A 4,756-nucleotide genomic window follows, 5' to 3' on the forward strand; every position below is an offset into this window, starting at 1 on the left:
GCCCCGGTAGCTCAGTGGATAGAGCAGCCCCCTCCTAAGGGGCAGGTCGGACGTTCGATTCGTCTCCGGGGCGCCAATCTGGTACGAAGCTGGGCACCTCCCCCAGCTTCGCTTCTTTCGATAACGTGACGGCACGGGCCAAGGCACGATAACTGCCCCGGATGTGCAACTCGTCACCGTCGAGCCGGATCTTGACTCCACGTTTTCATCGCTTTTATACTTATCACGTGAGGATATGGTAATAGATGCCAAAAAAGGGCGGCGTACATACGCTTGAATTCTTGCTGGGTTTCAACGGACATGTGCACCGTTACGCTGGCGGTTATTGGCTGAAGTTTGAGATCACGAAGGTGGACGCGAACGATGGAAAACCGCATGGACTGGACTACTCGTTTACCTTGCATGGCCCGGACAACCGGCGGCTGATCGGTTTTGACAATGCACACAGTGTTCCGGCCAAGGGGGCGCGGTTCAAGAAGCGCCCCAAAGCGATGGATCACTGGCATCGAACGGAAACAGACGAGGGCCGTCCTTATGCGTTTAAGGACGCTGAAACATTGATTATTGATTTTTTCGACGAGGTCGAACGCGTGCTCACCGAGCACGGCATCCCGTTCGAGGTCGTTGAAGTAACGGAAGGAGATCGCCCATGAAACATATCAAGATTCAAAGCCATGCGTCCCTGCGCGAAGAAATGAAGGCTGTTGCACGTGGGGAGAGGTTGGCGCCGAAGAACGCCGGAGGCACGACATTCGACTCTGTCGAGGCGCTGTTACGGTTGCTGACACCCCAGAACCGTGAGCTCCTGGCCATTATTCGGGATAAAAAACCGCAGTCCATTGCCGAACTCGCGGAGTTGACGGGCCGCGCACAACCGAACCTTACACGCACCCTGGGCAAGCTTGTAGCCATTGGTTTCGTTCGGCTGAAGAATGTCGATCGTCGCAAGGTACCGACGACGACCATTCATTCGCTCCGGATCAACATCGATCCGTTCTCGCAGAACGATCGGCTCGAATTGGTGTAATAGCCGCTGCCAGCGCTGTACTCCTGGCCCCAGCGCGCCTTCAGCCGCGAAACCACCGCTGCCGACAGGCCGACAGCCTCTTTACCAACCAGGGCTTTGAGCGCCTCGCTCATGTTGCCGGTGGAGATGCCTTTCAGGTACAGCCAGGGCAGCGCCGCCTCGACGCTTCTTGCGCGGCGCACATACGGCGGCACCAGCGTGGAGCGAAACACCGCCCCCGCGCCCGAGCGGTCGCGTACCTTGGGCACCTGCACCCGCACCGGACCCATGCCGGTGAGCAGCGCGCGCTCGGGCTGATAGCCGTTACGCACCACCGCAAGCCGGCCATCGGCTTCACGCCGCCCAGCCTGTTGCTCCAGAAACACGTGCAATTCCTCCTCGACCGCCCGGCTAATCAACTCGTGTGCGCCGTCGCGCAACAGCTCCACGAGCGGGTCAACAACTTCGTCTTTCTTCCGAAACCGAACTACCGTATCCTTATTCATGGTGGCGTGACTCCTTTGCAGTTTGCTGAAAACGATCTCGATAATCGCATTCCAGCAGGTCACGCCGCCTTCTTCAACTCATTTCTATACACCAGATTCGGTTATACCTCCAAAATGTGGACCAAGTATCGAGAAGCTTTGATTCAGATTGCCGAATCAGCAATTGACCGATTTGTTCAAAAGAGCTAGGGTCTGTTAACAATCACGCCAGCCAGATGTAGGCACACACGAGATTGAGCATGGAAGTGAAGTTGCATGCGAGTTTCTCATAACGTGTGGCGATACGGCGAAACTGCTTGAGACGATTAAAAAAGCGTTCCACCAGATTGCGGTCTTTATACAGATGACGATCATAGGCTCTTTGCTCGGTGCGGTTGCTGCGCGGCGGGATCACGGCCGCAGCGCCGGTGGCGTTAATGCGTGCGACCAGCGCATCGGCGTCGTAGCCCTTATCGGCAATGACCGTCTGCGCATCAAAGCCGTCGATCAAGGCGGGTGCCTGGACGATATCGGCGACTTCCCCTCCCGTCAGTATCCAACGCAGCGGGTTGCCCAAGGCATCCACGGTCGCGTGAATCTTGGTGCTCAGCCCCCCACGCGAGCGCCCGAGCGCTTGGGGGCCTGCTTTTTTTTTGGGCACCAGCAGCGTGCTGGTGGGCGCGCACGATGGTGCTGTCGATGAGAAGGGCTTCCAAATCCGCGTCATCGCTGATCGCCTTGATGATCCGTTGCCACACGCCTTTCTTGCCCCAGCGTGAGAAGCGCGTATACGTCGCGTGCCAGTTGCCCAGCACCGGGGGCAGATCGCGCCACGGCGCACCGGTGCGCGCGATCCACAGCACCGCTTCGAGAAATAGCCGGTTATCCTTCGCAGTGGCGCCCGGGTCGCTCGCCTTGCCCGGCAACAAATGCTCAACGCGTTCCCACTGGTCATTACGCAGCAGTTTTCGCATCGATTCTGGCCTCCAAGGAAAGACCAGAATGTACCGAAATCACTTGATTGTGTACAGACCCTAGCCTGAAAAAAATATAAATCCCTGTTGTGGTTATTCTCAGGAGGAGAAAATGCCATCTTCAGAACGTGAGGTTTTGCGTCGTCCCGTATCAGATCGTAGTGCGTGGCGTGGCAGCGAATTGCAGGGTAACGCATCATGGATTTACACCCTTTCTGAGGCCGCAATTAAGGACATTGATGCGGTACTTTCACGGGTCAAGGACCTGGAACTCACATCGATTCGCAAGCAAGACTTTCCGCTCCCATCCATAGCATCTGAACTCTCCAACGTTTTGATGGAGTTGAATAACGGTCGCGGATTTACTGTTATTCGAGGACTTCCATTTGGAAAATATAACGATGACGATATCGCCCGTATTTTCTGGGGAATTGGAACGTATTTCGGAAACCCAATCTCACAAAATGCTGAAGGGCACCTTCTAGGCCATGTTCGGGCTATAGAGGGAAAGAAGTATATGGAAAAGGACGTGCGTGGTTATCAAACTACCGCTGAACTTTATTTTCACAACGACAATTGTGACATTGTTGGATTGCTATGCTTTCGTACGGCAAAGACGGGGGGTATAAGCAAAATCGCAAGTTCAACAACAATTTATAACGAAGTGCTTAGGCAGCATCCAGAATTTCTAGAAGTTTTATATGAAGGATTTCATTACGATCTGCGTGGTGAGGAATTGCCAGGCTACGCACCCATTACACCACATCGCATTCCTATTTTTAGCTTCTATGAAGGAAGGCTTTCTTGTAGATATGTATTCACGGCAATAATGCAAGCCGCTCGTAAGGCTGGTTTGGTATTCACGGAGCAAGAGGAAGCTTCGATGAAACTCCTCAATGAAACAGCGGCACGCGAGGATATTCGCTTGGAAATGATGCTTCAACCAGGTGATATGCAATTTCTTAATAATCATGTCTGCCTGCACTCGAGAACTAGTTACGAGGACTTTGAGGAACCAGATCGCAAGCGGCATATGCTGAGACTCTGGTTAAACAATAATGCTCGCCCACTTGCGCCTGAGTTTGCAGACCGATATGGGAAAGGTTTGGGAATGGGCGTGCCTAAAGTAAGTGAGGAGGGAGTGACGTGATGAAAGTTTTAGCGAAACACATCTTACTGATGTCTTCGATTGCCTTAATTTCGCCCCACGGTCTGGCGCAGTCCGATTACCCAGTTAAGACTGTGCGTTTGATTGTTCCGTTTCCTCCCGGAGGCACAACAGACATTGTTGCAAGAACACTTGGCCAGGCCATGAGTAAAAGTCTTGGTCAGCAAATCATAATCGACAACCGCCCTGGTGCGAATGGAGCTATTGGAGCAGAGATCGCTGCACGCTCACCAGCCGACGGGTACACCGCATTTATGACGTCGGCGTCAATTCTTGCAATAACGCCTCACCTCCGTAAAGATCTTGGCTACTCTGTTCGTGATTTTTCTCCGGCGTCCCTTGCCGTCATTACCCCAAACGTCTTAGTTGCTCACCCTTCGATCCCAGTCAAAAATGTTAAAGAACTGATTGCACTCGCGAAATCGAAACCAAATCAAATTAGTTTTGGATCTTCGGGAGTCGCAAGCATTGGCCACATCGTCGTTGAACAGATTCGAGCGGTGACGGGAGCACAAATGATTCACGTCCCGTACAAGGGTGCCGCCCCTGCGGAATCCGATCTATTGTCGGGTCATATTGCACTGATGGCGACTGGACTGGTATCGGCAATGCCTCACTTGAAAAGCGGCCGTCTTCGCGCTTTAGCTGTGACGACGGCTAAACGGGTGCCTGCCTTAGCTGATTTGCCAACAATTGCAGAAACAGTCCCCGGCGTAGACACTGGTTCTTGGTTTGGTATCTTGCTACCGACTGGCTCACCAATGATAGCGGTCGAGCGCATTGGAGCGGCGGCTGCATCAGCGATACGATCGCCAGAGCTTCGCGAGCGACTTAGTGGTGCTGGCGCTGAAATCGTTGGCAGCACACCGAGTGAGTTTGCAAAGTTTATTCAAAGCGAGTCCGATCGTTACGCTCGAATTCTGAAAGAAAGCGGAATCAGTCTTTCGCAATGAGAGACATGTTTGTGTTTTGAGCGTTTTCGAACAAGCCGATTCGATTCATTATTCCAGCAGCTACTTCCGGGAGTGCTGATGTTCTTGGTAGATCTGTTGGGCAAAAATTGGCGCGCGGGCTTGGGGTCAGGTCTTGCAATCATACATTCCCCTCGCTCTGTTTGACCGCC

The 4,756-nt window shown here is 53.3% G+C and carries 4 protein-coding genes, 1 tRNA gene and 2 pseudogenes; 5 read left to right on the forward strand and 2 right to left on the reverse strand.

What is annotated here, in order from left to right:
• The 3 genes from WD823_RS05175 (at window position 1) to WD823_RS05185 (ending at window position 1,027) form a co-directional block, all read left to right on the forward strand.
• Window positions 1-76: transfer RNA gene (locus WD823_RS05175), tRNA-Arg, on the forward strand.
• 169 nt (window positions 77-245) lie between these two features.
• Complete coding sequence (locus tag WD823_RS05180; RefSeq protein ID WP_368428420.1) at window positions 246-653, forward strand: DUF6516 family protein; 408 nt, start codon at window positions 246-248, stop codon at window positions 651-653.
• Entirely contained in the window at window positions 650-1,027 is a 378-nt protein-coding gene (locus tag WD823_RS05185; RefSeq protein ID WP_368428421.1) for a MarR family transcriptional regulator, read from the forward strand. Before WD823_RS05180 ends, WD823_RS05185 begins: the two co-directional genes overlap by 4 nt.
• Before the next feature lie 38 nt (window positions 1,028-1,065).
• Here WD823_RS05185 and WD823_RS05190 read toward each other — a convergent pair.
• Both WD823_RS05190 and WD823_RS05195 read right to left on the reverse strand, forming a co-directional pair.
• Window positions 1,066-1,512 (reverse strand): annotated as a pseudogene (locus tag WD823_RS05190) (transposase); the annotation flags it as partial.
• A 202-nt stretch (window positions 1,513-1,714) separates the two neighbouring features.
• Window positions 1,715-2,465, reverse strand: a pseudogene (locus tag WD823_RS05195) (IS5 family transposase).
• Window positions 2,466-2,577: 112 nt separating this feature from the next.
• Here WD823_RS05195 and WD823_RS05200 point away from each other — a divergent pair.
• Both WD823_RS05200 and WD823_RS05205 read left to right on the forward strand, forming a co-directional pair.
• Window positions 2,578-3,615, forward strand: a complete 1,038-nt coding sequence (locus WD823_RS05200) for a TauD/TfdA family dioxygenase (RefSeq protein WP_368428422.1) — start codon at window positions 2,578-2,580, stop codon at window positions 3,613-3,615.
• Window positions 3,615-4,586: a Bug family tripartite tricarboxylate transporter substrate binding protein gene (locus WD823_RS05205; protein WP_368428423.1), complete on the forward strand. Its 972-nt coding sequence runs from the start codon at window positions 3,615-3,617 to the stop codon at window positions 4,584-4,586. The genes WD823_RS05200 and WD823_RS05205 overlap by 1 nt, the downstream gene beginning before the upstream one ends.
• The last annotated feature ends 170 nt before the right edge of the window (window positions 4,587-4,756 follow it).

The organism is Sulfuricaulis sp. (genome assembly GCF_040901545.1).
Taxonomy (GTDB): Bacteria; Pseudomonadota; Gammaproteobacteria; order Acidiferrobacterales; family Sulfurifustaceae; genus Sulfuricaulis.